Genomic DNA, 26801 nt, shown 5'->3' on the forward strand with positions numbered 1-26801 from the left:
ACCGCGAGAGCCTGCTGCGAACCTCATGAAGACGATCAAGCCGAACCGGCTGGGGCTGCTCACGAAGGTGTTCGAGAACGACGGCGAGCCGTACCTCGTCGTGACGCTCCTCGTCTTCTTCCCGTTCGAGGCGCCGAGGCGCCTGCTCTACGAGCAGAGCCTCTGGAGGTTCGCCGGCGCGGAGCTCGGGAGCGACGCCATCCTCGACGAGTGCATGCCCAAGCTCCGGGGAGAGTTGCTCGTGAACGGCCGCTGCTTCACCGCGGGCGCCGTGCCGCGCGCCGCGTGCTCGGTGCGGGTCCAGCTCGGGGCGATCGACAAGACGCTTTATGTCGTCGGAGACCGCCGCTTCGAGCTCCTGGGGATGACCGATCCGGAGCCGTTCGCCGAGATGCCGATCACATGGCAGAACGCCTTCGGCGGCGAGGGCTACGCGGCGAACCCGCTCGGCAAAGGCTTCGCGCCGGTGCGTGGCGAGGGCGGCTCGGTCCATCCGTTGCCCAACATCGAGGATCCGCGCCGCCTCGTCCGGTCGCCCGGCGACCGGCCCCCGCCCGCCGGGTTCGGAGGTTACGATCCGACCTGGCCACAGCGCTTCTCCAAGGTCGGGACGTATGATGAAGCGTGGCTCAAGGAGCGTTTCCCCGAGCTCGCCAGGGACCTCGACTGGAGCTTCTTCAACACGGCGCCGCCGGACCAGCAGATCGAGGGGTATTTCCGGGGCGACGAGGCGTTCGTCATCGAGAACATGCACCCTGGGAAGCCCCGGATCGAAGGGGCGCTGCCTGGGGTGGCGACGCGGTGTTTCATCAACCAGAAGACCGGCGAGGGGGAGTCCTTCCGGGAGATCGCGACCCGCCTTGACACGGTCCGGCTCTTCCCCCACCACGAGCGCGGGATCCTCGTCTATCGCGGGGCGCTCAAGATCCGTGAAGACGACGCGGCCGACGTGCTCCACATCGTCGCGGCCTGCGAGGCGATGGGCGAGCCCAGGCCGGGCGAGCATTACCGAACCGTCATGGCCCAGCGACTCGACAAGGAGAAAGGGCACCTGTTCCTGCTGCGCGACGCGGACCTGATGCCGCCTCCGGAGCCGGGCGCGGGGCCGCTGCCGGACGACCCTCAGGCGGAGATGACCAGGCTGCTCCAGTCGGAACGGCTCTGGCAGAAGCGCGCCCGCTCCAAGATGGAGCGGGACGTCGAGGAGCTCAAGGCGAAGATCCGCGCGCAGGGGCTCGATCCGGAGCCGCTCGTCGCGCCGCTGCCGCCGGACGAGGACGTGCTCGAGCTTAGCCTGGACGAGCTGCCGGCCTACGTCGAGCGGGCGATGACCGAGGCCGAGAAGGTCAAGGCGGAGGCGGAGGCGCGCCGCGCGGCCGAGGAGCAGAGGGCGCGCGCCGAGTGCGCGAAGCACGGATTCGATTACGACACGATCATGGGCGACCGGCAGAAGGAAGCCGGCGGCCCGCCCCGCTTCTCGGCCAGGAAGGAGCTCGATCGGCTCGAGGACGTCGCCCAGATGGCGCGGAACGGCGGGGTCGAGTGGCCCGAGCTCGAGGCGCAGCTCGGTGATCCGGAGCTCGCGGCGCGCCTGTTCGAGGTCGAGGAGCAGATGCGCTCTGCCTACCGGAAGTTCGCGCACCACTACCCGGCGGCCTCCCGCCTGGGCGGCGAGGAGGCCGCTCGCGTGCGGGAAGAGGTGATCGCCGGGCACCGGGCCGGGGAGAGCTTCGCGGGGCGCGATCTCACGGGCGCCGATCTCTCGCACCTCGACCTGTCGGGCATCGATCTCGAGGGCGCGCTGCTCGAGGCCGCGGTCCTCACGGGCACCCGGCTGTGCGGCGCGAACATCGCCGGCGCGGTCCTGGCAAAGGCCAACCTCCTCGGCGCAGATCTCACCGGGGCGAACCTTGCCGGCGCGAACTTCGGCGGAGCGAACCTCTCCGACGTGAAGATGGGCGGCGGGCTCGACCTCACCGGCGCCGTGCTGGCCAAGGCCAACCTGTCGGGCGCCGACCTGACCGGCGCGCGCCTGTCGGACGCCGACCTGTCCGAGGCGACCTTCGACGGGGCCGACTTCAGCCGCGTGACCGCGCGCAACCTCGTCCTCATCAACGCCAACCTCTCCGGCGCCCAGCTCGCCGGCGCAGACCTCGAGCAGTGCACCTTCATCGAGGCCAGCGTGGAGGGCGTCGACTTTCGCGGCGCGAACCTCCGCGCATCGGTGTTCATCACCGGCAAGGGCGACGGCGCCGTCTTCCGCGGCGCCAGGCTCGACAACATCCGCATCATCGCGGGCTCGTCGTTCGCCGGCGCCGACTTCCGCGGCGCTTCGCTCGAGCAGGCCAACCTTCGGGGCACCTGCCTCAGGGGGAGCGACTTCACCGAGGCCAACCTGCGGAGCTCCGATCTCAGCGAGTGCGACCTCACGGGCGCTCGCCTGGATCGCGCCGTCGCGGTGGGCGCCATGCTCACGCGGACAGACCTCACGGGCGCCTCGCTGTCCGGCATCGATCTGATGGAGGCCGTGCTGCAGAAGGCGAAGGTCGACGACGCGAGCTTCGAGAGGGCCAACCTGTTCCGCGTCGACGCCGCGAAGATGCGCGGAAACGCCGCGACGAGCCTGAAGGGGGCCAATGTGAAGTACGTGCGCTTCGTCGCGCCGCCGGAGAACCATGGACAGAAATGATCTTGTCGAGCTGATCCAGGGCGGCGAGATCATCTCCGACGTCGACCTCTCGGGCGTCGACCTCTCGGGCGCCGACCTCTCCGGCGCGATCTTCGACAAGGTGAGCTTCGCCGGCGCGGATCTCTCGGGCGCTCGGCTGAAGGAGTCGACCGCCACCGGCTGTAGCTTCAGCGGCGCGCGCCTGTCCGGCGCCAACCTGCACCTTGCGGCGATGGTGGACTGTGATCTCACGGGGGCGAAGCTGGACGGCGCCTCCCTGATCGCAGCGCAGCTCACCGGCGGCGATCTCTCCTCGATCGACCTGAGCGGAGCAGACCTGACCCTCGCGAGCGTCATCAACACGAGCCTCTCGGGCGCCCGGCTCGCGCGCGCCAACCTGGACCGCGCCGCCATCCTGGACGCGCGGACCGAGAGGATCGACCTCTCGGGCGCCGTGCTGAAGCAGACGGCGCTCGTGCGCGCCGATCTCTCGACCGCGACCCTCGGCGGCGCCGTCTTCGAGCTCGCCGTGCTCGTGGAGGGGAAGCTCGCGGGCCAGGACCTGCGCGGGATGTCGTTCACGATGACGCAGTTCACCGGCGCCGATCTCAGCGGCTGCGACTTCTCCGGCGCGACGCTGACGCAGTGCGGTTTCAAGGACGCGAACCTCTCCGGCGCCAGGCTCGACGGCGCGCTCGCGGGCCGGGCGCTCTTCGTGAATGCCAACCTCACCCGCGCGAGCCTCGCCGGGGCCGTGCTCAGGGAGTCGGTCTTCGTGGGCGCTCGCCTCATCGAGGCCAACCTCGCCGGCGCCAACCTGGAGATGTGCATCCTGACCCGGGCCGCGTGCACGGGCGCGCGCTGGAACGGCGCCAACCTGACGTACGCCGACCTCTCCCACGCCGACGTCTCGGCCGGCGACTTCTCGAGGGCGACCCTGTTTCGAGCGCGCCTCCATCGGATCAAGGACGAAGGGGCCGTGTGGTCCAGCCGGGCGGCCGCCCTCGGCGACGACGCGGATCTCGCCGAGGCGGAGCAGTGGCAATCACGGGTGTTGAGCAGCGGCCGGGGGAGCTCGGAGCCTCCGGCCGTGGGTGTCGAGACGTCTACACGTTGACGAGGGAATCATGCGCAGTCTGGCGAGAAAGCAGGAGCCCAGGGCTCTGGTCACTCAGGAGTTCGGCACCGTGGTGCGCGCCGACGGCGCGGCGCTCGTCGTGGAGACCGACGCGGGCGAGCTCCGGGCGAAGCGCGCCAAGGGGTGCCTCCTCGAGCCCGAGGCGGGCGACCTCGTGCTCGTCGCCGTGGCGACCGACGGGCGTTGCTACGTGCTCTCCGTGCTGGAGCGGGAGGACGGCGCGCCCGGGAGCATCGTCGCGGACGGCGACCTGAACATCAAGCTGCCTGCCGGTCGCCTCGGCGTCGCCGCGCAGGACGGCATCGGCCTGGTCTCGGCCAAGGAGGTGGCGGTGGTCTCGGCGGGCCTCTCGGTGAACGCCGTCGACGGGAACGTCGCGCTGCAACACCTCTCGTTCGTCGGGACGCTCCTTCGCGCGGAGATCAGCAAGGCCAAGGTCCTCGCCGGGAGCCTCGACTCCGTGCTGGAGCGGCTCTCGCAGCGGGTGAAGCGCTCCTACCGCACCGTCGAGGAGCTCGAGCAGCTCCGGGCCGAGCGGGTCGATTACGTCGCGAAGAAGACGATGAGCCTGCGCGGCGAGAACACGCTGGTGACCGCGCAGGAGCTCGTCAAGATCGACGGCGAGCAGATCCACCTGGGTTGAGGAGGCATCATGTTCGCGAACACGCAGATGGGCGGGATGAACCTGGGGTTTCCGGACGTGTGCCTCACCCCGCCGGTGCCTGCCCCGATCCCTTATCCGAACATGTCCTTTGGCCCGGTGAGCGCGCCGGCCGCGTACAACGTGCTGTTCATGTGCGCGCCCGCGCATAACCTGCTGACGACGCAGCTCATCTCCGTCGGCGATCAGCCCGGCGTCGCCCTGGGGGTCGCGTCCGGCTCGGTCATGGGGCCGTCCCGCCACATCACCGCCGCGTTCACCTGCCTCGTCGGCGGCATGCCGGCCACCCGGCTGACCAGCATGAGCCTGCAGAACTCCACGAACTGCCCCGGAATGCGGATCGTGCCGAGTCAGGTCAAGGTGCTCATCCTGTCCCCCTGACGGATCTCGGCCGCCTGTCGCGTAGACCTCCGGCGGGGGCTGGTCGACGAGCTCGTCGCGAGAAGCCGGCGCGTCGGTGCACCTCCAGCGCGCGCTCATGCTAACAACCGCGCCGGTCGTCCTAACGCAGACGAGCTGGCCTTGGACGACCGAAGGCGGTCCTCCTTACGGCCGCCTCGACGCGCGGGCCGGCGATGCATGGAGCTTTGAATGAGGTACAACCTGTTCGTTGGATTGCTTACCTTGCCCCTCCTGGGTTGCGGATCGGATCCTGCCGACAACGAGGGCGCGACGACGACGGGCGCGACGACGAGCACGGGATCCGGAGGGACGGGAGGTGCGGGCGGGGAGTCGCCGGGCTGCGCGCAGGCCGCGGCGCCGGAGGTCACCGATGTCTCCGGCACGTGGGCGTACCGCGCCATCGGGTCGCAGCTCACCCAGGCGCAGGGTCTCCCGCCGTTCCAGACGCGCATCGTCAGCGTGCTGCTCGTCACGCAGCAGCAGAACGGAGATGCCATTTCCTGGCAGGGCACGTATTGCGACCATTACACCGAGGACCCGGACGCGATCGTGCACGCCGTCATTCCGGACAGCTTCCGCGAGGCGCTCGTGCCGGTGACGCGCGAGGGCACGTTTGCGGTGAGCGAAGGGGGACTCCGCTACAAGCTCGGGCCCCTCTACGAGGTGGTCGGCGCGGCGCTCGACAACGCGGAGCAGGACGAGCTGCCCACGGATCCGGAGGACGCCCGCGTCGTCGATCAGGACGAGGATGGGCACCCGGGGATGACGGTTCAGCTCCAGGGGCTCATCGACGGGTCGGTGTACGTGGCCGAGCGGGCGCGGACCGAGCTCGACGGCGTGGCGGTCGCGACCGATCGCATCGAAGGTCGGCTCGGTTTCGTGTCGGAGCAGAGCGTGCTCGAAACGGATCCTCCGAGCCTGAAGGCGACCATGGCCGCCTCGAGGACGTATCCCGATCCGGAGGCGTGCAACAGCACCTTCGTGATGGTCCGTACCCCTGATGACGCGGATTGCGCCTGGATCAAGGAAAGGGCCGACACGCTCTTCCAGTAAAGCCCCTCCCGGCGGTCGCGGCGCCCCGCGTGACCGAGCGCCTCCGGAACTCCGATCGAGAGGACGCCGGCTTCGCTGCGCTGCTCACTCGGGCAGCCGCAGGACGAAGCCGGCGCCGGCCAGCCAGCCGCCGCTGGAGAAGCCGGGATAACCTGGGTTGTTCGTCTGCAGCCCCTCCACGCCGTCGAGCGGCTCGCCGCTCACGATGTCGACCAAATTGTCGGGGACCTCGTCGATCACGGGGTTCCTGGCGGACGGGCTCTTCGACACCTCCCGTGGCAAGAGCAGCTGGCCGTGCAGGAACGCTCCCACGCCGAAGTTGGCCCCGAAGAGCGACACAGGCGTCTCGAACGAGGCGCTGGCCGCGAGGCGCGCGTTGTCAACATAGTTGGTCCTGCCGGTCTGGTCGGGCACGGGAGACGGCGTGAAGGCAACGTCGGCAGAGAGCCTGCGGGTCCCCAGCACGACCGCGCCGCCGAGCCCCACGGACACCGTGCTCGACCACGGGTCGGGCGGGGTCTCCGCGTGCCGATCGCGGTACTCTGACCACCGCGTCAGGAGCGCGTGCGCGCCGATCTCCCAGGCGTGCGGCGCCGGGTCCTTCGAGCGCGCGGCGCGCTCGCCCCCTCGGTCCTCGCTCGGCGGACCCATGACCGAGGCCCCGACGCCGACGCGGGTCGGCTGGTGGCCGAGCGTCAAGCGATAGGCCTGGGGGACCGAGGTCTCGCCCTCCGGATAGGTAGCGTTCCAGAAGCGGATCCTGTTCTCGCCGTCGGTGTCCGACGCCGAGGCGAGGTGGAGCGTGGCCGAGAGGCGCAGCCAGGGGGCCGGGCTGGTCGCGAAGGCGAAGTAAGGAGCGAAGACGCTCTCGACCTCCACGTCCGGGTTGATGAGGGCGGTCCGCTGGTCGCTCGCGTCGGGCACGTGGACGGCGGTCCGCGCGCTGGTGCCGATCGTGACGTCGACGCCCGCCCCGACCGACAGCCAGCGGGTGATCCGGCCAGCCATCGACACGGCCAGGCTGGTGACCGACAAGCGATCTCCCAGCAGCTCGAACTCCAGCCGATTCGAGAAGTACTGCGCGCGCTCGTCGGCGAAGAAGGCCCGCTGCTCCTGGAAGCTTTTCAGCGGCAGCAGGGCGTAGAAGCCCAGGACGAGGCGGTCCTCGTAGAGCGGACGCACGAACCCGAGGGTCGCGTACGTGTTGGTCTGCCGGTCGCGCGTGTCATCCCGCGGGCTCGGGAGCTTCGACCCCGGCAAGGGCCGGTGGGTGAGCCGAGAGGTCGAGCCGTCCGGATTCCGGATCTGGCCATCGTACACCGACTCGGGCACGTCGATGCCAGGGGGGCGCGGGGCGAGGGTGATGTCGCCGTGCGTGACGAGCACGAAGAAGCCCGCTTGCGTCGTCGCGGGCGCGTACGGCAGGAGCGCCGGGTTGAAGAACGCGGCTTCCGGTCCCCGCGCGAGCGCCCGTGCGTTCAGCCCGTTGGCGCTCGTGGGAGCGCCGGTGATCTCCAGCGCGCCCGACGCGCGGACGGCTCCGGCCTGGAGGAGCAAGGCGGACGCCAGCGCAAACGGCGCGGCGACGCAGAATTTGTGCGGCATAGGTGATCGAGGCGCTGGAGTCTGCCGGAGGGCCGGCCGCGAGGTCAAGCCCTGAGCCGCGCAATTCTCCGCGTCGTCACGGGTTCACCACGCCGATGCACGCCGAGAAAGAGACGCAGGTGTCATCGAACCTCACTCTCGGCGCCATCTTCGCCGGTCGGCACCGGGACGAGCGGTGCACCGGGGGCGGTGAGGGAGGGGGACAGGAGATGAAGAGACGGCCGCAGACGATTTGGTGAAGGACGGCCTGCCGCCGGAGCATCCACCAGACGCGAGGGAGACCGGGACGGGAACGGTCCCCTCCATTCACCCGTGAGGTTCCCCCATGTCCGAACCGTTTGTCGTTCACTCGAGCGCCTTGCCCTCCTCCACCAAGCTCGTAGCTTTTCATGGCACCGAGGGCATCTCGAAGCTCTATCGCTTCGAGCTCTACCTGACGATGACCAACGACGTCGGCCACGATCTGGACATGGCCGCCGCCGTGGGCAAGCCGGTGACCCTCTCCCTCGACCGGAGCGACGGCGGCCCGCGCTTCCTCCGAAGCGGCGTGCTTGAAAGCATCGAGCTGGTCAACGACCTTGCCGGCCGGTGCGTCTTCCGGGCCACCATGGTCCCGCGCCTCGCGTTGCTCACCCTGTCGCTTCACAGCCGTGTCTTCAGCGAGAAGACCATCCCGGCGATCATTCGAGATGTCCTTCAGAAGGGCGGCGTCACGGACTGCGCGTTCCAGCTCCGGGGCGCCTACGGCGCCGAGGAGCATGTCTGCCAGTACCGCGAGAGCGACTATGCCTTCATCGCCCGGTGGATGGAGCGCGAAGGCATCTACTATTACTTCGAGCACGGGGAGGGCGGCGAGACGCTGGTGCTGGTCGACGATCGGTCGGTCCATCAACCCCATGGCGACAGGCCGGTCCGTTATTACCCGCAAAGCGGCGGCGTCAACACGGCGAGAGACGCCTTCCGCGCCTTCACGTGCCGGCATGGCGCCACCCCCGGCTCGGTCCGCCTCAAGGACTATGACTACACCAATCCGGCCGTGGCGGTCGCCGGGCAGGCGTCCGTCTGCGCCAACGGCTTCGGCGAGGTCAGCCTGTACGGCGCGCGGTTCTTCTCGCAGGGCGAAGGGGCGCGGCTGGCGCGGATCAAGGCCGAGAGCCTCTCCGCCGCCGCCGTCGTCCACCAGGCGATGGGCGCGGCGGGGACGCTGATCCCTGGGTTCACGTTCGAGCTCGAGGACCATCCGCGGGCCGCGTTCAACACGAGGTATCTGACCACCGAGATCGAGCACTGGTCGAGCCAGGCCTCGGGCGTCCCCGAGCTCCGGGAGCTCGCTCCGTGGGAGGAGAACTACCGCATCGAGGCCAAGGCCATCGCCGCGACTGTGCAGTTCCGCGCGCCGCAGGTCACCGAGTGGCCGCGCATCTACGGCACCGAGACCGCGATCGTCGATGGAGCGGCGGTCAGCGACTACGCCCAGATCGACAGCCATGGTCGCTACCGGGTCAAGTTTCACTTCGACGAGAGCGACCTGAGCGGGGGGAAGGCGTCGACCTGGGTTCGGATGCTTCAGCCCCATGGCGGCGGCATCGAGGGCTTCCATTTCCCGCTCCGAGCTGGCGTCGAGGTCATGTGCGCCTTCGCGGGAGGCGATCCCGACAGGCCGGCCATCGTCGGGGTCGCGCCCAACGCGCTGACGCCGAGCCCGGTCACGGCGGGGAACAGCACGCGGAACGTGATCCAGACGGGCGGGCGCAATCGCCTCGAACTGGAAGACCAGGCGGGGCAAGAGCGGATCACGCTGTCGACGCCCCATTCGAACACCTACATCCGGATGGGGGCGCCCAACTTCGGAGCGACGCTCGAGTCGAAGACGTGGGGTAACGCGTTCGCGTTCGTCGGGCTCTCCGCCGAGAACATCGTGGGTCTCAACCGAACGACGGTCACCGGGGGGTTCTCCGAGAATTTTGTGTTAGGCTTCGGTCTGTCGGTCACCGGGCTATACTCGTGCAGCGTCGTCGGTGGATACTCGGACAGCGTGGTCGGGGGCTGGCGCAGGACAAACATCTTTGGTCACGACAAGATAACCGTTCGTGGGTACCGGGAGACCCTCATCAGGGGGAAGCGGACCACGACCGTCGATGGTGACGACAAGACCACGCTCAACGCCAATCGCAATGTCGAGATCGATGGCCATAGCCGATTGCACGTCGGCAAGACCCGCACCACCACCATCCAGGGCAAGGACACGGGCATCTTCCGCGATGATCGCGAGACGACGGTCGTTGGAAACAACGAAACGACGATTCGAGGCAATAGCAAGACGACCGTTCAGGGGACGAGGGCCACGGAGATCCGTCGTCGCGCCACCACCGACTTTTACGAGGGGAGAACGACCACCATTCACAAGGGGGGGAGCGTCACGCAGATCACGGGCAGGACCACCAGCACGTTCAACGGCGGAGTCACCTCCACGGTGAACGCGTGGAGGAAGAGCACGGTCACAGGCGACGCCACCAGCGTGGTGAATGGTCTCTATAAAACGGAGATCGGGAGACGGGTCGAGAGGATCAAAGGGACAAAGTACGAGAGGATCGATGGGCTGGCGTTCAAGAAGGCCCCGAACGAGGTGAAGGAGATCAGTATATCGAAGCTGAAGGCGAAGGGTATCAATGTCGGTGTCGAGATACACAGGATGAAGTGCTACCTCGACCTGAGGCACTCACAGCTGCATATCCTCAAGTGAATCCGTCCATCGCGTGTGCGACGCGCTCGCGCTCGCGCTCGCCCGCAGAGCCGTACGCCCCACCGAGCCCGCTTCCCTGGGTTCCATCGCACGAAGACCGTCGATGCTACTTCAGGATCGGGTCGCAGTTCGTGAACCTGAACGACGTCATCATCGTGAACACCGCGCTGCTGCCGCGGCGCTCCGCGTAGAAGAAGTCGAGCGGATACTCCTTGCCGACCTCGATGCCGAGCTCCTCGGCGTGCGCGTCGAGCTCGAGGAGCGCCGAGGTCGGGACGTGGAGCCCGCCCATGTCGATCGCGAGGCGCCTGTTGATGAACACCCAGAGGTCGTCGTCGCCGTTGAAGAAGAAGACGCCGCCGCGCTGGTAGTCGAACGTCATGTGGAGCTCGTACGTGAAGCCGAAGTTGTGATCCCGCCCCTCGTTGCCCCACCCCTGATCGTCGATGGGGAAGAACTGGTCTCCAGAGAAGAGCCCGAGGCCGCGTTCGCTCACCTGGAGCGGGACGTCGTACCGGATCGGTACGTTGACCGTGGGGTCGTCGTGATACCACTGATAAAACGCCTCGGGCCCGGTCGTGTGCTCCGTCCCGCCCTCATGGGCATAGACCGGCTTGTCGTCGGGGCCGAGCTCGGGCTCGACGATGCCTTTCAGGCCGTCGCCCGCGAAGTTCTCGAAGTCGGGGTGCCCGCCGTCAGGGCTGAACGCCTTGAAGTCGCGCACCACCCCCGCGAGCTTCGGCTCGCAACGCTCGTCCCCGCCAGCGCCGGCGGTGCCTTGGAGAGAGCCGCCGCCAGCGCCGGGATCGAGGATGCCGGGGTCATCACCGCCGGCGGTGGACGAGGACGAGGCGGGCGACGACGACGTCGTGGCGCCGAGGTCGCGACCGATGACGGCGAGCTCGGTGGTGCATCCAGCGAGCGCCGTGCCCGTCGAGAGGAGGACGGCGAGGGATCGCGGGGTGCCCGCGCGGGTCGCCGCCGTGGGCTGGGCTAGCTTCATCGAGATCGTCTCCTGTCGCATGGATGCCTCCGAGCTTGCCGGTCCTGCAGGCAAGCTCATGTGAACGCGTCGTTTCGAGGGGCGGCGCCCGAAGGGGCCCTGCCGATGAGGCGGCGCACCCGACGGGCGGCCGCGGGCGCGCGGCCAAACGCAGCAGCTCGCGCGCCCCGGCCGGGGCGCCTCCCTCGTCCTCGATCCACCGCTTCGGTTCGCTCATGGGCCCCGCTCGTCTGAATGCCGGCATCCGACGGGTCCTTCATCAAAACGCGATCCCGGCTCCGCCGAAGAGCGAGCGGACCGACCACGCGCACGGCGAGGCGCGCGCCCTCACCGGGGCTGACCCAGCGCCGGGCTCCCGGGTCGCAGCCCTCCGGCTCGTGGATGGGGGAGCGCGATGTCGTGCTCGCGTGGCCGCGATCGCTTCACCGACGCTCTGCGCCGAGCCTCAGCTCCAGTGAGCCGTCAACTCGAGATGGTCGTCGTTGTCGCCACCGCCGGAGATGATGCGCTGGCGGACGTGGTCGGCGCCGCCGATCACGAGGAGCTGCTCGCAGGAGCCGATGACCTCGGTCCACATGTTCTCGTCGAAGCCTTGGCAGCCGATCCACAGAGCGCGGGTGAAGCCGCGGCGGGATTCGAGGACACGGACGTGGCCGGCGGAATAGTAGTTGGAGAAGACGCGCTGACCGAGGGAGAAGAGGGTGGAGGGGGAGATGAGGTTCGCGATGACCTTGTAGATGCCGCTCATGTCGTCGTGCGTGCACTGGCGGCCAATCTGGTGGATGAGCTCTTTGCCTTCGCCGGTCGTGCGCCGGATGGCCTGGAACAGGTCCTTGTACCAGGCGATCGGGTACCAGCCGGTGGAGACGAGGCTGCCGTAGCGGATGCCGTCGCGCAGCGGTTCACACATCTCATCCAGGCTGCGCTTCTGGACAGGCTCGCCGCGCAGCTTGCCAAAGCTCGCCACCGCGGAGCGAAACGCCACCCCCTTGACCTTCGGTTCGTCGGTCATCCCATCGCGCGAGCGCGCTCGTCAAGGAAGGTACCGCATCCGGCGGGGGCAGGCCAGCGCCCCGGGTGGCAGCGACGGGCCCGGACAGGCGCGAGCCGCGGCTTCGGGCTCCTTGACGGGCCGAGGCGGCGTCCCCCCGAGGCCGCGCGCGGCGCCTCGGCGCGCGCGGCCTCCCGGCGGGGCAGGACCTCGTCCGGAATGAGGAAAATCTCCGCAAAACGGCGGTTGAAGAGCACGATGCGCCGCGCGAGATCGACGGCCAGTATCCCGTCCGCCGCCGGTTCGAGCGTCGCTTTGAGCAATGACACAGAGGGGCGTATCATCTCTTCAGGGTGCGCCGGTCGGAGCGACCAGGGCGCGGCGAGCCGAGCTGCCCGGCGTGCTCGGACGACATGCAGCGCCGGGTGTCCCCTCAGGCCCTCACCCATGACTCCCGCCACCCGGTACACGATCCTCGAGACGCTCTCCGGCGAGGGGAGGGCGGTCGTTCATCGCGCGCGGAGGGACGCCGATGGCCATCCGGTCATCCTCAAGGTGCTCGACCCGCGGCGCAGCGGACCGAAGGAGCTCGAGCAGCTCAGGCGCGAGTATGAGCTCGGAACGCTGTTCGACACCCCCGCCGTCGTCCGGCCGCTCGCCCTCGAGACGTACCAGGGGATGCACGCCCTCGTCCTCGAGGACGAGGGCGCTGACTCCCTCGATGGCCTGCTCGGCGAGCCGATGCCCATGGATCGGTTCCTCCCGGTCGCCATCCGCATCGCCGGGGCGGTCGCGGAGATCCACGGCAAGGACATCATCCACAAGGACCTGAAGCCCCAGAACATCCTCGTGAGCCCCGCGAGCGGCGAGGTGAAGATCACCGACTTCGGCCTCGCGTCCCGTCTCCCCCGGGAGCACCGGCCCACGCAGCCGGCGCGCCTCATCGAGGGCTCGCTGCCCTACCTCGCGCCGGAGCAGACGGGGCGGACCAACCGGGCGATCGACAGCCGCGCCGATCTCTACTCGCTCGGCGTCACCTTCTTTCAGATGCTCACCGGGAGGCTCCCCTTCGAGGCGAAGGATCCCGTGGCGTGGGTCCACTGCCACGTCGCCCACGCCCCGCCGAGCGCCTCGGACGTCGCCCCCGAGGTGCCCGGCGCCGTCGCGCAGATCGTCCTGAAGCTCCTCTCCAAGACGCCCGAGGATCGCTATCAGAGCGCTCGCGGCCTCCGGCGCGATCTGGAGAGATGCCTCGCCGAGTGGACCCGGAGCGGGACGATCAAACCGTTCACACCGGGGGAGCACGACGCGACCGATCAGCTCCAGATCCCCCAGAAGCTCTACGGGCGGGACGCGGAGATGGCCGTCCTGAAGGAGGCGTGGGGCCGCGTGGCGGCGACGGGGACACCGGAGCTCGTGCTCGTCTCCGGGTACTCCGGCATCGGCAAGAGCGGGCTTGTCCACCAGATCGAGGCGCCGGTCGTCCGGCAGGGGGGCTTCTTCATCTCGGGGAAGTTCGACCAGTACAAGCGCGACATCCCCTATGCCACGCTCGTCCAGGCCTTCCGGGAGCTCGTGCGCTGGCTCCTCGCGGAGAGCGAGGAGCAGATCGCCACGTGGAGGCGGCTTCTCCTCGAGGCCTTCGGGATCAACGCCCAGCTCATCGTCGACGTGATCCCGGAGGTCGCGCTCGCCATCGGGCGGCCGCCGCCGGCGCCGGAGCTGCCGCCGGTCGAGGCGCAGAACCGGTTCCGCAGGGTGTTCCAGCGCTTCATCGGGGTGTTCGCCCGCCGCGAGCGCCCCCTCACGCTGTTCCTCGACGACCTGCAGTGGGCCGACTCGGCCAGCCTCGGGCTGCTCCAGGAGATCTTGACCCACGCGGAGGTGCAGGACGTCCTCGTCATCGGCGCGTACCGCGACAACGAGGTGTCCGCCTCCCACCCGCTCATGCGCAGCCTCTCCGAGGTGCGGCAGGCGGGCGCCCGCGTCTCGGACATCGTGCTCGGTCCCCTCCCGCCCGCAGCGCTCGCCGCGTTCGTCGGCGAGGCCCTGCGCTGCGCCGTCGACGAGGTCGCGCCGCTCGCCGCGCTGATCCAGGACAAGACGGCGGGCAATCCCTTCTTTGCCATCCAGTTCCTCACCGAGCTCCACGACGAGCGCCTGATCGAGCGCGACGAGCGGAGCGGCCGGTTCCGGTGGGACGTCGCGAGGATCCGCGAGAAGGGCTTCACGGACAACGTGGTCGACCTGATGGTCGCAAAGCTCCGGAGGCTGGCCCCGGCGACGCAGGAGGCGCTGAAACAGCTCGCATGTCTGGGGAACACCGCGGAGATCGCTCTGCTCGCGATGGTCCACGGCGGCCTGGAAGAGGGCACGCGGGCGGACCTCTGGGAGGCCGTCCGGGCGGGGCTGGTCCTCGACCTGGACGGCACGTGCAAGTTCCTCCATGACCGCGTCCAGGAAGCGGCCTACTCGCTGGTGCCGGAGGAGCAGCGGGCCGCAGAGCACCTCCGGATCGGCCGGCTCCTCGCGTCGCGGTTGCCCGAGGAGGCGGTCGCGGCGCGGATCTTCGACGTCGCGAACCAGTGGAACCGCGGCGCCCATCTCCTCACCGATCCGCGCGAAAAGGAGGCGCTCTGCCGGCTCGACTTCCTCGCAGGGACGAAGGCGAAGGCCGCGATCGCCTATGCGTCCGCGCGGAGTTACCTCGCCCAGGCGTTATCCCTCTTGCCAGAGGATGCCTGGAGCAGGCAGTACGAGGAGACGCTCGCGATCCACCTGGATCTCGCCGAATGCGAGTGCCTCCTCGGCGACTTCCAGCGGGCCGACGAGCTGTTCGACCTGATCCTCGCGCGCGCACGCTCACCGCTCGACCGCGCAAAGGCCCATCGGCTCCGCCTGGTCCTCTATCAGATCGCCGGGCGGCTCGGTGACGCCGTGAGCACCGTGTTCGAGGCGGTGCGCCTCTTCGGGGTGACCTTCCCGGAGTCCGAAGGCGAGATCGATGCCGCGGTGGAGGCCGAGCTCCAGAGGGTCCCCATCCTCCTCGGCGGGCGCGCCATCGCCGACCTCGCGCTCGCGCCGACGACCACGGACGAGCGCGTGCGGGCCGTCGTTCGATTGCTCGTCGAGGCGATGGCTCCGACGTACAGCACGCGACCTGCGTACTGGCCCCTCGTCATCGCCAAGGCATTGAACCTCTGCTTGCAGCATGGAAACTGCGAAGAGTCCGCTTTCGTCTACAGTTGTTATGCCGCCCTGCTGGTGTCGAGGTACGGCAACATCTCATGGGGGTGTCAATTCTCGGAGATGGCGCTCAGGCTGAACGAGAGGTTCAACGGCCTGGCGCTGAAGGGGAGGCTGCTCTTTCACCACGCGGCCCTCGTCAGTGTCTGGCGCATGCGCTTCGCGACGCTCCTCCCGATGATGGAGCAGGCCCATGTCGCTTGCTTCGATGTCGGGGATTATGTTTTTGCCGGTTACGCTTCCTTCAACCTGGTGTGGCTCCTCGTGGAGAGCGGCGGCTCGATGGAGCAGCTCACCGAGGCCTCGCGGAAGTACGCGTCGCTCGCCGAGAAGAGCCACCACCACCTGGCGCGCCGCCTCCTCCGGACCGAGGAGCAATTCGCGGCGAGCCTGAGGGGGGTGACGCAGGCGTCCACGAGCTTCAACGACGATACCTATGACGAGGCGGAGTGTGTCCTCGCGATGGAGAAGGCCGGCTTCGGGATCGGGGTCGCCTTCTTTCACATCATGAAGCAGGTCGCGGCGTTCATCGATGGACGATATGCCGAGGCGCGGCAGGCCGCGGCCCGCGCTGCGCCGATGCTGCGCGAAGTGATGTCCCTGGCGAACGAGGCGACGCACCACTTCTACTACGCGCTCACGCTGACGGCGATGTACGCCGATGCGCCTGCCGTGGAACAACGTCGATTCGCGGAGCTGCTCGAGGTGCAATTGCGGAAATTGTCCTTCTGGGCAGAGCACTGCCCCGCGAACTTCCAGGACCGCCGCGCCCTCGTCCAGGCCGAGGTCGCCCGGATCGAGGGCCGCCACCTCGACGCCGAGCGCCTCTTCGACGAGGCCGTCCGTTCGGCGCGCGACAACGGCTTCGCGCACAACGAAGCCGTGGCCTACGAGGTCGCGTCCCGGTTCTATCGAGCGCGAGGGCTCGAGGAGTTCGCCGATCTGTACCTCCGCAATGCCCGTGCCTGTTACGCCCGCTGGGGCGCCCACGGCAAGGTGAGGCAGCTCGACCGGCAGACACCCCACCTCGTCGAGCGGCGGTCTCCCCCGCCCACCGCGACCGTTGCGGTGGGCTCCGATCAGCTCGACCTCTCCTCGGTGACCAAGGCCTCGCAGACCATCTCCGGCGAGATCGTGCTCGACGAGCTCATCCGCACGCTGCTCCGGATCGTGCTCGAGCAGGGAGGTGCGGAGAGGGCCTGCCTCCTCCTGTGCCAGGACCAGGGCCTCTCGATCGAGGCGGAGGCGGGCCTCGGAGAGCGCGGGGCGACGACGACCCTCCTCGGCTCGGAGCCGCTGGACGGCTCGCTCCGCGTCCCCGCGTCGCTCATCCACTACGCGAACCGGACCAAGGAGCGGGTCATCCTGAGCGACGCCGCCGCCCACGCGGGCAAGTTCGCGAGCGACGGCTACTTCGCTCGGAGCCGGCCCAGGTCGGTCCTCTGCATGCCCATCCTCAGGCAGGCCCAGGCGGTCGGGCTGCTTTACCTCGAGAACAACCTCCTCGCCGGCGCCTTCACCCCCGATCGGCTCGCCGCCCTGGAGCTGCTCGCCACGCAAGCGGCGATTTCCCTCGAGAACGCGCGGCTCCTCGCCAGGGAGCGGACGGCGAGGACGGCGGCCGAGGCGGCCGAGCGCCGATCCGCGTTCCTCGCCGAGGCCGGCGTCGTCCTGTCGGAATCGCTCGATTACGAGGTGACCTTCGCCCGCCTCGGCGAGTTCTGCGTGCAGACCCTGGCCGACTGGTGCTCGATCGATGTCGTGGAAGACGGAGAGCTCCGCCGCCTGGCCGGCGCGCACGGAGACCCCGAGAAGGCGCCTGTCCTCGAGGAGCTTCAGCTCCGGTATCCGCCGCGCTGGGGCTCACCCCACCCGTCGATCACGATCCTCCGCACCGGCGAGCCGCTCCTCATCCCCGAGCTGCCCGAGGAGATCCTGCGAACGATGTGTGTTGACGACGAGCACTTTCGGCTGCTCCGGGAGCTCGGCACGCGCACCCGGCTCTCGGTGCCGCTCGTGGTGCGCGGGCAGAGGCTCGGGGCGCTCACCCTCTCCTCGGGCACGCCGGGGCGCCGCTACGGGCGCGCCGACCTCGAGCTGGCGCAGGAGGTCGCGCATCGCGCGGCCATCGCGATCGACAACGCCCGGCTCTACCGCGCCTCCCAGGAGGCCGTCCGCGCCCGCAGCGAGTTCCTCTCCGTCGCGTCCCACGAGCTGAATACGCCGCTGACGTCGCTCACGCTCCTGGTGCAGTCCCTCCGCCGCGCGGCAGGCGCGGGGCGCCCCGTGGATCCGCAGGTCATGGATCAGCGGCTCGAGCGCCTCTCGCGGCAGACCACCCGCCTGACCCGGCTCATCAGTGATCTGCTCGACGTCTCGCGCATCGAGTCGAGGCCGCGCGCGCTGGAGCTCGGCGACGTCGACCTCGGGGCCCTCGTCCGCGCGGTGGCTCTGCGCTTCGAGGCCGATCTGGCGAGGGCGCGCTGCGCGCTCTCGATCCGCGGCGATGGGCCGGTCGTGGGGTGCTGGGATCGGTCCCGCCTCGACCAGGTCGTCACCAACCTCCTCGGCAACGCGATCAAGTTCGGCGCCGGCAAGCCCATCGACATCGTCGTGGGCGTCGAGGAAGGCGTGGCCCGGCTCGCGGTCCGGGACCACGGCATCGGCGTCGATCCGACGCAGTGCGGCCGCATCTTCGAGCGCTTCGAGCGCGCCGTCTCGGAGCGGCACTACGGCGGGCTGGGCCTCGGCCTGTACATCAGCCGCAAGATCGTGGAGGACCACGGCGGCTCGATCCGGTGCAACTGCCAGCCCGGCGCCGGAGCCACCTTCATCGTCGAGCTCCCCTGCGCGGGGCCGGCGCCCCCGCCTCCCGCGGCGTGAGCAGGCTGTCCTGAGCGCGACGATCCCCTGTGCCGCTCCCTCTCGAGGTCGAGCGCCGGGCGCGTTGCGCCGACGCGCGGCGTTTGCACCTCCTGCCGCGCGGCGCCGCGCTGCCGGCGGGGCTCGGCGCTGGTACGTCTCATGCTCGGTCCCTGGATCGGAGGACGTCATGAAGAAGGGGCTGTACGACGCGCTGCGCCTGGATCATCAGCGGCTGGACGAGGTGTTCGAGGGCCTGCTCAACCGGATGCATGCCGGCGATGCGGAGGCGGCGCGCGAGATGTGGGGAGCGTTCGAGCGCGACCTCTCGGCGCACATGGAGGCGGAGGAGGCGGTGCTCCTGCCGGTGCTCGATCGCTTCGACCCGGAGGAGGCGGGCACCGTTCGCGCCGAGCACCTCGGCATCCGCAAGCTGATCGCGGAGATGGGGGTCGCGATCGAGCTCCACACGTTGCGGGAAGAGCGGGTGGAGGCGTTCGTCCGGGCGCTGCGGCAGCACGCCGCCCACGAGGAGGAAGGGCTGTATCCGTGGGCCGACCGGGAGCTGCCCGAGCCGGCCGTGGCGCGCCTGCTCGATGGGCTCGCCGCGGCGCGCGACGCCGTGAAGCGCGCCGCTCACCGGTCCTCGACGGCCGCGCCGGGGCCTCGGGCTCCTTGACCGGGCCGACGCGGCCCGCGGCCCCTCAGCCCACGCGCGGCCTCACGGGCCCTCGGCGTCGAAGATCGCGTCGACGTACCGCCGCGTCGCCTCGCGCCGGCGGCGCGCGCGCTCGGCCGAGTCCTCCTCCACGAGCACCTCGTCGGGCTTCACGCGGAAGAGCGGCTGGCCCTTCTGCACGATCGTCCCCTCGCCGCCGTCGATGAGCACCTCCTCGATGGTGCCGGAGCACGGCGCGAGCACCTTGTTGAACATCTTCATGACCTCGATCACGTAGAGCGGATCGCCGGCGGCGAAATGGCTGCCCTTCGTCACGAGCGGAGGCCGATCCGGCGCCTCCTGCGCATAGAACATGCCGCCGGTGACCGCGACGATCTCGTTGGCCCGCATGGCGGGCGGCGGCGCGAGCACCTTGCGCATGCGGGCCGAGAGCTCGCGATCGAGCAGGCGCTCGGGGATGTCGACCGTGCCGTCCTCCCGCGCGCGGAGCTCGAAGAAGCGCGCGGCGTCGCCCGCGAGGACCAGCGCGTCGAGGAGCTCCAGGCCCGCCTGGAAGCCGAGGTGGGAGCCGCGGACCCGCCGCCACAGCTCGGCGTCGTAGCCCTGAGGCGCTGTATCCCGTGACAGGTGCGCTCGCAGCTCGGGCCACGAAGGCGCGCCGCCCGCCTGGCCCATCCGCTCGCCGACGCGCCGGTAAAAGCCGAGCGCCCGCGAGAGCACTTCCTGGTCGTGATCCCAGATCACATGGGCCGCGGGCGCCTGCGGCTGCGGCGTCATGTTGAGCAGCCAGTACGTGTCCGCGAGCACATCGATCGGGTTCTTGAGCCAGCGCACCCGCCCCGACCGGATCTCGAACGACCCCATGTTCCGGCTGAGCCACGCCGACAGGAGGTGCGGCTCCGCGCAGATCTTCTCCACGGGACGGCGCACCAGCGTGTCCTTCAGCGTGAAGACCTTCTTCAACGCTCCTGCGCCGGTCGCCTCCGCGGCCCCGGCCCGCGCCGCGAGGCGGCGCTCGTGACGGGCGCCGAGCTCGGCCCACATCGCATCGAAATCGAGCTCCCCGAGCTCCACCGCGAGCAGGCCGACCTGCGTGATGTAGGGGACCACGAAGCGCGTCGTCGGCTTCGTCCACACGCTCCGCGCGAGGAACCAGTGCACGAGCCCGTAATGGAACAGGAGGTTCGTGTGAAGATCGCTGCCGCGCAGCGTTGTCGTGCGCAGGATCTCGCAGATCCGCTGGTAGGCCTCCTCGCGCGAGGCGCCGTAGGTCACGAGGAGCGCGATGTTGCTGTCGTAGGCGCCGGCGACCCGGTAATGCATGAACACCCCCGTGTCGGGGTTCTTCACGCAGATGCCCTGATCGTCGCGGATCTCGTGCGGGTGCGGATCGCTCCAGGACACGATGATGCCGGCCGCGTGGGGCTCCAGCGCGCCGTTCGTCGCGTTGAGGCGCGCCTCCACCGCGGACCCTTCCCGCCGGACGCGGATCGGCCGGGGCAGCCGCTCGCCGTGGCGCGCGAGGAGGACCATGCACTCGACGAGCGAGGTCACCTCGAACGCGTCGGCCGGATCGGCCGGGTTCTCGAAGCGGAGGCCATAACAGAGCTCCGACACCCGGTGCTCGACCTGGATACGGGTGTTGACCTCCATGAAGTAGTGGTGATCCCCCTCGACGATGCACTCGAACGTCGAGGCCGAGTTCAGCCCGACCGCCTGCCCGAACCGCTCCGCCTCGGCCTCCATCCGGGCGAGCGACGCGAGCTCGCGCTCGAGCGACGCCGCGCGCGGCGCCTCGCCGGCCGCGCGCGCCCGCTCGATCGCCTCGAGCAGCCCCTCCTGCGTCATCGCCACCTCGAGCAGCTTCTGCTCGTGCATCTGCAGCGAGCAGTCGCGCCCGCCCAGCGCGACGCACCACGCGCCGTTGCCGATCAGCTGGATCTCGTTGTGCCGCGTCTCCTCGATGTTGAGCTCGAGCAGGATGTTCTTGTTGTCGCCGACGCCCGCGGCCTTCACCTCCGCGAGGACCTCCCGCGCCAGCGCGGGGACCTCGGCCGCCCGCGCCCGCGCCGCGGCCTCGAGGGGCGCCGCGTCGGGCGCGACGCCGGCGAGGAGCCGCTGCCCCTTGCCGCCGCCGCCGCCGATGGCCTTGAGCCGGATCCGCCGCCCCGGGTGGCGGGCGAGCAGCTCGGCCGCGCCCCGCTCGAGCTCCTCGCAGAGCTCGTCGGTCGTGTAGAGATCCACGCGCCGCGCGTACGCCGCCGCGAGCAGGGCGTCCGCCGCCTCGGCGAGCGGGATCCCGTCGGCGAGCCGCGCGCCCGCGGCGCCCTCGACGAGCAGCCCGCGCTCTGCCGCGGCCGCGCGCAGCGCCGCGTGATCGGGCCACTTGCGGAGCACGATCCGCCGGGTCGCGTCGTCGATGCCGGGCGTCACGCTGACCGCGGCCGCGAGCGCCGTCCGCTTCGCCTCGTCCTTGAGCCCGGCGGCGCGCTGCACCGACGAGCGCGGGCCGATGAAGACGAGCCCCGCCTCCTCGAGCGTGCGCACGAACTCCCCGTCTTCGGCCATGAAGCCGTAGCCCGCGAACACGTGCGTGTAGCCGCCGGCCCGGGCGATCGCGACGATCTCCTGCATCAGCTTGACGCGCTCGTCCTTGGTGGCGCCGGTATAGTCCTTCACGCGGTGCACGTGCGCCGGGTGGACGCAGCGCAGCTCCGGCGCCAGGGCGTGCGTGTAGACGATCGAGTCCTTCTCCGAGAGGAGGATGCCGTAATGCTCGATCCCCATCTGGGCGAAGACATCCATCGCCTCTTTCCGGATCGGGCCCCGACACACGATCAGCGGCCGCACGTCGTCGGCGGCGAAGGAGCGCGCCCACGCCGAGCTCGAGCGGCCGAGCCTGCGGTCGCGCGCCACCCTCGGGTTGCGGTCGTAACCTCGCCTGGTCTCGAATCCATCCATGATCAATGGAACTCCCGCTGAACACCGGTGAACGGCCCTGGCTGGTAGTGCCGCAGCAGGAACTCGAGGTTCTCTGCGATCACCGAGCGGAGCTCGCGCGGCATCACGAGCCGCGAGATGGAGCCCAGGCTGAGCCCCTCGCGCGGGTTCATGAGCTCCCGCTCGTACCGCGCGTTGAACTCGGCCTCTCTCGCCTTCAGCCACGCCGCGGCCTCGTCGCGGGCCTCCGCCTTCGCCTTGGCCTCGTCCAGGCCGCGGGCGAGCCGCTCCTTGACGCCGGCCTTCTCCCTGGCGCTCGCCTGCGCGCGCACCTTGCGGAGCTCGTCCTTGTAGACGAACTCCTTGCCGGCGGGGCCCATCACGGCGACGCGCGTCGTGGGGAGCGCGAGCACGACGTCCGCGCCCGTCGCGTAGTTGTTGAACGAGGCATAGGCGCCGCCGAACGCGTTGCGCACGAGCAGCAGGATGCGCGGGGTGCGCACGTCGATGATCGCGTCGAGCATGGCCCGGCCGGCCTGCACGATGCCCATCGCCTCTTGCTCCCTGCCCGGGAGGAACCCGGTGGTGTCCTCCATGAAGAGGAGCGGGATGTTGTAGAGGTTGCAGAAGCGGATGAAGCGCGCGTTCTTGTAAGCGGCCGCCACGTCGATCTGACCCGACGCGACAGCGCTGTTGTTCGCCACGAAGCCGACGACGCGCCCGCCGACCCGCCCGAACGCGGTGATCGTGTTGCGCGCGCGCTGCGGCTGCACCTCGAAGTAGTCGCCGTGATCGCAGATGCGCTGGATGATGATGTTGATATCGAGCGGCGTGTTGTAGCCCGTCGGCGACGAGATCGTCCTGCGGAGGAGCGTGTCGATCTCGGTCGTCTCCCGCCCCACCGGATCGCTCGTCCGCTGGAAAGGCGCGCTCTCGCGGTTGTTGCTCGGCAGGTAACCGAGCAGCCGGACGGTGGTGCGCAGCGCGCCCACCTCGTCTGGCACCGTGAGATCGGCCACCCCCGAGGCGCCGTGGACGCGCGGGCCGCCGAGGTCGTCGGGCGAGACCACCTCGCCGAGGACCGATTTGACGACCGCCGCCCCGGTCAGGCCGAAGAACGTGCCGCCCGGCTGGATGACGAAGCTGCCCTGCCGCGGCAGGTAGGAGCCGCCGCCCGCGTTGAACCCGAACATGCACATGATGCTCGGGACCACGCCGCTGATCTTGCGCAGCGCCGCGAACGCCTCGGCGTAGCCGTCGAGCCCGCCGACGCCCGCGGGGACGTAGGCGCCGGCGCTGTCGTTGAGGCCGATGAGCGGGATGCCCCGCTCTCCCGCCAGCTGGAACAGCCGCGCGAGCTTGCGGCCGTTCGTCGCGTCCATCGACCCGGCACGGACCGTGAAATCGTGGCCGTACAGCGCCACGTCGCGGCTGCCGATGCGCAGGATCGCGGTGACCAGCGAGGCGCCGTCCAGGTTGGGCCCCCAGTTCTCGAAGACGACCCGCGGCGGCTCGGGCGTGAGCACCCGGATGCGCTCCCAGATCGTCATCCGGCCTTTGCCGTGCTGCCGGATGATGCTCTCCGGGCCCGCGGAGACATAGGGGCGCCTGCGGAGCTCCTCGGCCTCCCGGAGCGCCGCGTCGTACGCCGAGGCAGGCGCGGCCGGCGCCGAGGCACCCTCGTCCAGCGGATCGTCGAGCGAGGGCACGAGGGCGGAGGGATTCACGGCGACATCGTTGTGATCAAGAGGGCTCATGGACGGGCGAGGCGCTCTATATCATGGTCATGGCAGGGTCCGGGGGCGCACCTCGCGCGCCCCGGCGCCCGCATGTGGGGCGCGGCACGGTGTGCTGCGCCGGTCGCCGCGGCCACCTCGACCGGCTCGCGCGGCGCTCTCGTCTGGACGCGGCGAGTCATGCGTGGCTGAGCCCGGCGCCCGTCAGGGGCGATCCGCGCGCGAGAGGACATGATCGCCGAACACATAGCGGCGCTGCTTGGCCGCGGCGAGCAGGTCGGCGCGGTGATCGGGGTGGGCGATCTCGATGAGCGCCAGCGCGCGCTCCCGGATGTTCCGGCCCCAGAGATCGGCGACGCCGTGCTCCGTCACCACGTAATGCACGTCCCCGCGGCTCGTCACGATGCCGGCGCCCTGCTCGAACACCGGCTGGATCCGGCTGATCGTGCCGTCCTTCGCGGTGGACCGGAGCGCGATGATCGGCTTGCCGCCGGCGCTCCGCGCCGCGCCCCGGATGAAGTCGACCTGCCCCCCGATCCCGGAGAAGAAGCGGCCCATCAGCGTGTCGGCGGCGACCTGGCCCGTCAGATCGACGGCGAGGGCCGCGTTGATCGCGATCATCCTGTCGTTCCTCGCGATCGTCAGCGGATCGTTGGTGAAGGCGGACCCGCGCATCTCGATGACCGGGTTGTCGTGGGCCCAGGCGTAGAGCGCGCGGCTGCCGAGGAGGAACGAGGTCAGGAGCTTCCCTGGCAGGAGGGTCTTCCTGCGGTTCGTGATCACGCCGCGCTGGACGAGATCCATCACGCCGTCGGAGAGCATCTCGGTGTGCACGCCGAGGTCGCTCCTGTCTCCCAGGGCGGCGAGCACGGCGTTCGGGATCTTGCCGATGCCGGTCTGGAGCGTCGCGCCGTCGGGCACGAGCGTCGCCACGTTGCGGCCGATGGCGCGGTCGACGTCGTCGAGCGGCTCGATCGCGCGCTCGGGGAGCTCGCGGTCCACCGGGACGAGGTGGGTTATCCGATCCACGTGCAAGAACGAGTCTCCGTGGGTGCGGGGCATCCGCGGGTTGACCTCGGCGAGGACCAGAGCCGCCGAGTCGACGGCGGCGCGGACGATATCGACGGAGACGCCGAGGCTGACGAAGCCGTGGGCGTCCGGGGGGCTCACCTGGATGAGGGCCACATCGATGCCCACCCGGCCCGAGAGGATCAGGCTCGGGATCTCCGAGAGGAAGACCGGCATGAAGTCGGCGCGCCCCTCGTGGATCGCCTCGCGGACGTTCTGGCCGATGAAGAAGGCCGTGTGACGGAACCGCCGCTCGAGGCCGGGGCGGACGTACGGCGCGGGGCCCTCGGTCATCAGGTGGACGATCTCGTTGCCGGCGAGGTGGTCGCCGGACTGAACCATCGCGTTCACGAGATCGGTCGGCTCCGCGGCGCCCGAGCCGACGAGGATGCGCCGCCCCGGGGGGATCGCGCGGATGGCCTCCTCGGCCGTCTTGATCTTGTCGCCGAAGCGCGATCGCCAGTCCGTGATCGTCTGCTGCATCGTGTGCCTTCTTCCGGTGTTCTTGGAGGGATGAACGGAGCGTGTTTGCCGGCGTCGGGGCGGGCCACGGCCGGCCGCGCCGTCACGCGGGCAGAGCCTCGGGTCAGGAGATCTCTCTCTCGGTGAGCAGGGCGGCCAGCACGGCCAGCGCGTCGGTCGTCGTGAAGACGCCGACGACCTGCGCGCCGTCCAGCACCACCGCCGATCCGTACTTGTGCTCGGCCATCTCGCGGACCACCTCGGAGAGCGGGGCGCTCGGCGCGACGGCGTAGGGGCACGGCGACATGGCCTCGCTGACGAGGAGATCGTCCCCCTCTCGCTCCTTGAGCGTCTCTATCCAGTAGATGTCCCGCTCGGAGAGGATGCCGACCAGCCGGCCGCCGCTCAGCACCGGCAGGTGCCGGATGCGATGTCCGCGCATGAGCGCGCGGGCGAGGCCGACCTTCTGATCGGCGCCGATCGAGTGGGGGCTCCGGGTCATGCAGTCCTGGATGCGAATGGTCGAAGAGCTCATGAGGCCTCCCCTGGCGCTGGACGTCCGCGATGCTCTATTCGAGCTGATCGGACCGGCGCCCTTCGATCAAGCTCGGTTTGCCACGACATCTCCTCAGGCCCGCTTGCGCGCCGGCGGGATCAGGTACCCGCAGCACCGCCCGAACCACCGCAGCACGTCGAGCGACGACACGATGCCGACGACCTTGCCGTCGTCCGAGACGATCGGCAGCCGGTGCACGCCCTCGTAGGCCATGAGCGACGCGGCCTGCCGGATGCTGGCGCTCTCGTGCAGCTGCACAACGACGGGCGTCATCACGTCGCGCGCGGTGACCCTGACGGGCTCGTAGACATGGAAGCCCTGATTCATCTCGAGCGGCGCGACCTCGTCCGACGGCGAGGCCACCCGCCGCGACTCCTCGGTGTCGCCGCGCTCCTCTGCTGCACGGAGCACGTCGGCCCGCGACACCATGCCGACCGGCTTGCCCGCCGCGTCCACGACCGGCATCCCGCTGATCTCGTGGCGGACGAGCAGGGCCGTGATGTCGTCGAGGGAGACCTCCGATCGGATGCAGATGACGTCCTTGGTCATGATCTCCGCGAGCGGCGCCTCCGGATTCACGGCCACGTCGGCGCCCACGCTGCGCAGCGGAGCCGCTTCCCCCGTGCCCGGCGCCGCGTGGCTGGCGTGGCAGACGACCGACGTCGTGCGCGAGCTCTTGTCGAAGTGCAGCGCATGGAAGCGACTGCACGACTCGCACTCGCGCGCCGCCATCGAACGCTCCCGCACCGGGCAGTAGACGGTCGCCACGACCGATTCCTCGCCGTCGTCTCCAACGATGCGTGCGCTGCGGATCGTGTGGTGCCGGAGCTGGTGCTCTCCGCCGGTAGGTCCAAGGGTTGTCATCGTCGTCTCCCGTTCGCCTCTGCGTCCTTCGCTCGAGGTGTGCCGTGGGATGAGCACCGTTCGTGCCACGCACGCGAGATCCCCGGCGTGCGGTGGCGGCCCTGGTACGCCGCGGTCGCGTCTG

Annotated in this window: 16 protein-coding genes; 8 read left to right on the plus strand and 8 right to left on the minus strand. The window is 69.8% G+C overall.

Going from position 1 to position 26801, the window contains the following annotated elements:
• The first annotated feature begins 25 nt into the window (after nucleotides 1-25).
• From WMF46_RS17905 to WMF46_RS17925, 5 genes are all read left to right on the plus strand, one after another.
• Nucleotides 26-2689 (plus strand): DUF2169 family type VI secretion system accessory protein, encoded by a 2664-nt coding sequence (locus WMF46_RS17905; protein WP_437986712.1) that lies wholly within the window; start codon nucleotides 26-28, stop codon nucleotides 2687-2689.
• Nucleotides 2676-3785: a pentapeptide repeat-containing protein gene (locus WMF46_RS17910; protein ID WP_437986713.1), complete on the plus strand. Its 1110-nt coding sequence runs from the start codon at nucleotides 2676-2678 to the stop codon at nucleotides 3783-3785. The genes WMF46_RS17905 and WMF46_RS17910 overlap by 14 nt, the downstream gene beginning before the upstream one ends.
• A gap of 10 nt (nucleotides 3786-3795) precedes the next feature.
• Nucleotides 3796-4449: a DUF3540 domain-containing protein gene (locus tag WMF46_RS17915; protein ID WP_437986714.1), complete on the plus strand. Its 654-nt coding sequence runs from the start codon at nucleotides 3796-3798 to the stop codon at nucleotides 4447-4449.
• Between the two features lie 9 nt (nucleotides 4450-4458).
• Nucleotides 4459-4848, plus strand: coding sequence for a DUF4150 domain-containing protein (locus WMF46_RS17920; RefSeq protein ID WP_272095087.1), 390 nt, complete (start codon nucleotides 4459-4461; stop codon nucleotides 4846-4848).
• Nucleotides 4849-5058: 210 nt separating this feature from the next.
• On the plus strand, nucleotides 5059-5922 hold the full coding sequence (locus WMF46_RS17925) for a hypothetical protein (protein ID WP_437986715.1): 864 nt from the start codon (nucleotides 5059-5061) through the stop codon (nucleotides 5920-5922).
• Nucleotides 5923-6006: 84 nt separating this feature from the next.
• Here WMF46_RS17925 and WMF46_RS17930 read toward each other — a convergent pair whose 3' ends face one another.
• Nucleotides 6007-7527 carry a hypothetical protein gene (locus WMF46_RS17930; protein WP_437986716.1) on the minus strand — a complete coding sequence of 507 codons (1521 nt, stop codon included), beginning with the start codon at nucleotides 7525-7527 and terminating at the stop codon, nucleotides 6007-6009.
• Nucleotides 7528-7852: 325 nt separating this feature from the next.
• Between WMF46_RS17930 and WMF46_RS17935 the strand changes: the two genes are divergently transcribed.
• Nucleotides 7853-10270 (plus strand): type VI secretion system Vgr family protein, encoded by a 2418-nt coding sequence (locus tag WMF46_RS17935; protein WP_437986717.1) that lies wholly within the window; start codon nucleotides 7853-7855, stop codon nucleotides 10268-10270.
• A 106-nt stretch (nucleotides 10271-10376) separates the two neighbouring features.
• Here the strand turns inward: WMF46_RS17935 and WMF46_RS17940 are convergent, their stop codons facing one another.
• Nucleotides 10377-11294, minus strand: a complete 918-nt coding sequence (locus WMF46_RS17940; protein WP_437986718.1) for a fibro-slime domain-containing protein — start codon at nucleotides 11292-11294, stop codon at nucleotides 10377-10379.
• Nucleotides 11295-11718: 424 nt separating this feature from the next.
• Nucleotides 11719-12285 carry a hypothetical protein gene (locus tag WMF46_RS17945; protein ID WP_437986719.1) on the minus strand — a complete coding sequence of 189 codons (567 nt, stop codon included), beginning with the start codon at nucleotides 12283-12285 and terminating at the stop codon, nucleotides 11719-11721.
• Between the two features lie 426 nt (nucleotides 12286-12711).
• Here WMF46_RS17945 and WMF46_RS17950 point away from each other — a divergent pair, with 426 nt between their 5' ends.
• Together WMF46_RS17950 and WMF46_RS17955 are read left to right on the plus strand one after the other, a co-directional pair.
• Nucleotides 12712-18393: an AAA family ATPase gene (locus WMF46_RS17950; RefSeq protein WP_437986720.1), complete on the plus strand. Its 5682-nt coding sequence runs from the start codon at nucleotides 12712-12714 to the stop codon at nucleotides 18391-18393.
• A 169-nt stretch (nucleotides 18394-18562) separates the two neighbouring features.
• On the plus strand, nucleotides 18563-19051 hold the full coding sequence (locus tag WMF46_RS17955; protein ID WP_437978395.1) for a hemerythrin domain-containing protein: 489 nt from the start codon (nucleotides 18563-18565) through the stop codon (nucleotides 19049-19051).
• A gap of 42 nt (nucleotides 19052-19093) precedes the next feature.
• On the opposite strand, the gene WMF46_RS17960 is transcribed toward WMF46_RS17955, so the two are convergent.
• The 5 genes from WMF46_RS17960 to WMF46_RS17980 form a co-directional block, all read right to left on the minus strand.
• Entirely contained in the window at nucleotides 19094-22012 is a 2919-nt protein-coding gene (locus tag WMF46_RS17960) for a biotin/lipoyl-containing protein (protein ID WP_437986721.1), read from the minus strand.
• A 2-nt stretch (nucleotides 22013-22014) separates the two neighbouring features.
• The gene (locus WMF46_RS17965) at nucleotides 22015-23748 is read right to left on the minus strand and encodes an acyl-CoA carboxylase subunit beta (RefSeq protein WP_437986722.1); all 1734 of its coding nucleotides are present in this window, start codon (nucleotides 23746-23748) and stop codon (nucleotides 22015-22017) included.
• Nucleotides 23749-23931: 183 nt separating this feature from the next.
• A complete protein-coding gene (locus tag WMF46_RS17970) occupies nucleotides 23932-25278 on the minus strand; it encodes an acetyl-CoA hydrolase/transferase family protein (RefSeq protein ID WP_437986723.1) in 1347 nt (448 codons plus the stop codon).
• Between the two features lie 103 nt (nucleotides 25279-25381).
• Nucleotides 25382-25792 (minus strand): CBS domain-containing protein, encoded by a 411-nt coding sequence (locus WMF46_RS17975; RefSeq protein ID WP_437986724.1) that lies wholly within the window; start codon nucleotides 25790-25792, stop codon nucleotides 25382-25384.
• A 93-nt stretch (nucleotides 25793-25885) separates the two neighbouring features.
• Nucleotides 25886-26677, minus strand: a complete 792-nt coding sequence (locus tag WMF46_RS17980) for a CBS domain-containing protein (protein ID WP_437986725.1) — start codon at nucleotides 26675-26677, stop codon at nucleotides 25886-25888.
• Nucleotides 26678-26801 lie beyond the last annotated feature (124 nt).

The organism is Sorangium sp. So ce117 (assembly GCF_051524395.1).
Lineage (GTDB): Bacteria > Myxococcota_A > Polyangia > Polyangiales > Polyangiaceae > Sorangium > Sorangium cellulosum_B.

Excerpts from the sequence above, each read along its gene's own strand:
- WMF46_RS17905 (WP_437986712.1), top strand. The coding sequence starts at position 26 with ATGAAGACGATCAAGCCGAACCGGCTGGGGCTGCTCACGAAGGTGTTC.
- WMF46_RS17910 (WP_437986713.1), top strand. The coding sequence starts at position 2,676 with ATGGACAGAAATGATCTTGTCGAGCTGATCCAGGGCGGCGAGATCATC.
- WMF46_RS17915 (WP_437986714.1), top strand. The coding sequence starts at position 3,796 with ATGCGCAGTCTGGCGAGAAAGCAGGAGCCCAGGGCTCTGGTCACTCAG.
- WMF46_RS17920 (WP_272095087.1), top strand. The coding sequence starts at position 4,459 with ATGTTCGCGAACACGCAGATGGGCGGGATGAACCTGGGGTTTCCGGAC.
- WMF46_RS17925 (WP_437986715.1), top strand. The coding sequence starts at position 5,059 with ATGAGGTACAACCTGTTCGTTGGATTGCTTACCTTGCCCCTCCTGGGT.
- WMF46_RS17930 (WP_437986716.1), bottom strand. The coding sequence starts at position 7,527 with ATGCCGCACAAATTCTGCGTCGCCGCGCCGTTTGCGCTGGCGTCCGCC.
- WMF46_RS17935 (WP_437986717.1), top strand. The coding sequence starts at position 7,853 with ATGTCCGAACCGTTTGTCGTTCACTCGAGCGCCTTGCCCTCCTCCACC.
- WMF46_RS17940 (WP_437986718.1), bottom strand. The coding sequence starts at position 11,294 with ATGCGACAGGAGACGATCTCGATGAAGCTAGCCCAGCCCACGGCGGCG.
- WMF46_RS17945 (WP_437986719.1), bottom strand. The coding sequence starts at position 12,285 with ATGACCGACGAACCGAAGGTCAAGGGGGTGGCGTTTCGCTCCGCGGTG.
- WMF46_RS17950 (WP_437986720.1), top strand. The coding sequence starts at position 12,712 with ATGACTCCCGCCACCCGGTACACGATCCTCGAGACGCTCTCCGGCGAG.
- WMF46_RS17955 (WP_437978395.1), top strand. The coding sequence starts at position 18,563 with ATGAAGAAGGGGCTGTACGACGCGCTGCGCCTGGATCATCAGCGGCTG.
- WMF46_RS17960 (WP_437986721.1), bottom strand. The coding sequence starts at position 22,012 with ATGGATGGATTCGAGACCAGGCGAGGTTACGACCGCAACCCGAGGGTG.
- WMF46_RS17965 (WP_437986722.1), bottom strand. The coding sequence starts at position 23,748 with ATGAGCCCTCTTGATCACAACGATGTCGCCGTGAATCCCTCCGCCCTC.
- WMF46_RS17970 (WP_437986723.1), bottom strand. The coding sequence starts at position 25,278 with ATGCAGCAGACGATCACGGACTGGCGATCGCGCTTCGGCGACAAGATC.
- WMF46_RS17975 (WP_437986724.1), bottom strand. The coding sequence starts at position 25,792 with ATGAGCTCTTCGACCATTCGCATCCAGGACTGCATGACCCGGAGCCCC.
- WMF46_RS17980 (WP_437986725.1), bottom strand. The coding sequence starts at position 26,677 with ATGACAACCCTTGGACCTACCGGCGGAGAGCACCAGCTCCGGCACCAC.